We start from the raw sequence: 980 nt of genomic DNA, 5'->3' as shown, positions 1-980 counted from the left end.
ATTATCGGAGACAGATAAAGTTTGTTTCCCGAGACATTAAACTCTGTTACATCAGTTGCCCATTTTTTGTTCGGCTGCCCGGCTTTAAAGTTTCTTTTCAAAATATTGGGTGCTATTTTCCCCTGCTCACCCCGGTAAGATTGGTATCTTTTTACCCGTATAATACTTTTCAGCCCTAATGTTTTCATTAATCTCAAAACTGTTTTATGATTGATGACGACACCTTTTTCTTTCATTACCAAAGTAATACGTCGGTATCCGAACCTTCCTTTGTGCCTGTGATAAATTTGTTTTATCATTGCTTTTACATCAGAATATTTGTCGGTCTGAGCGCTGTTTTGATGATAATAAAAACTGCTTCTGGCCATCCCTGCACAATCCAGCAACACAGACAGATTGTATTGATGCCTTAACTCTTCGATGGCTTTTGCCTGTTGTTTTTGAGAGCTAAGGCGTCTAACTTTTTTAGAAAATCAATTTCGGCACGCAGTCTTTCATTTTCCAATAGCAGTTCTTCTTCTCTGGTCAGTGGTTGGCCAGACTTTTTCTTTTTTCGTTGGTAATTGCTCATTATTGATGGTCTTCCTCTGGGTTTATTCTTTAACCCTAAAATACCATATTTTTCGTAAGCAATACGCCAATTAATAATACTGGATTCTGCAGCAATATTGAATCTGACAGCAGCTTGCTTTAGAGAAAGGTTTTGCGACTCAATCGTTTCTAAAACCCTGAGCTTAAATTTTACATCATAACTGCGGTTGCTCCTGCGTTGTAACCCCTGAATTCCGTATAAATCATAAAACCTTTTCCATTTGCGAATGATAGATGCATCCAAACCTATTTCCCGAGCCAAAGAGTGCACCGAAAGATTATGTTTTGCAATTCTTTCAATGCAACTCAACTTAAATGATAAACTATATTTTGATATTCCCATAAATAAAATGCCCCTAAAAAGTGTCTAACTTTTTGGGGGCAGTCCA

At 37.4% G+C, this 980-nt stretch carries 2 protein-coding genes; both read right to left on the bottom strand.

Going from position 1 to position 980, the window contains the following annotated elements:
• The coding region (locus ACR1PN_RS20470; RefSeq protein WP_433981539.1) for an IS3 family transposase at window positions 1-389 on the bottom strand (389 nt) is incomplete at its 3' end.
• A gap of 20 nt (window positions 390-409) precedes the next feature.
• The gene (locus ACR1PN_RS20465; RefSeq protein WP_433981538.1) at window positions 410-934 is read right to left on the bottom strand and encodes a helix-turn-helix domain-containing protein; all 525 of its coding nucleotides are present in this window, start codon (window positions 932-934) and stop codon (window positions 410-412) included.
• Window positions 935-980 lie beyond the last annotated feature (46 nt).

This window comes from Chryseobacterium sp. RLHN22, from assembly GCF_051011795.1.
GTDB classification, from domain to species: Bacteria; Bacteroidota; Bacteroidia; order Flavobacteriales; family Weeksellaceae; genus Chryseobacterium; species Chryseobacterium zhengzhouense.
This window is presented reverse-complemented; position numbering and strand designations above follow the sequence as displayed.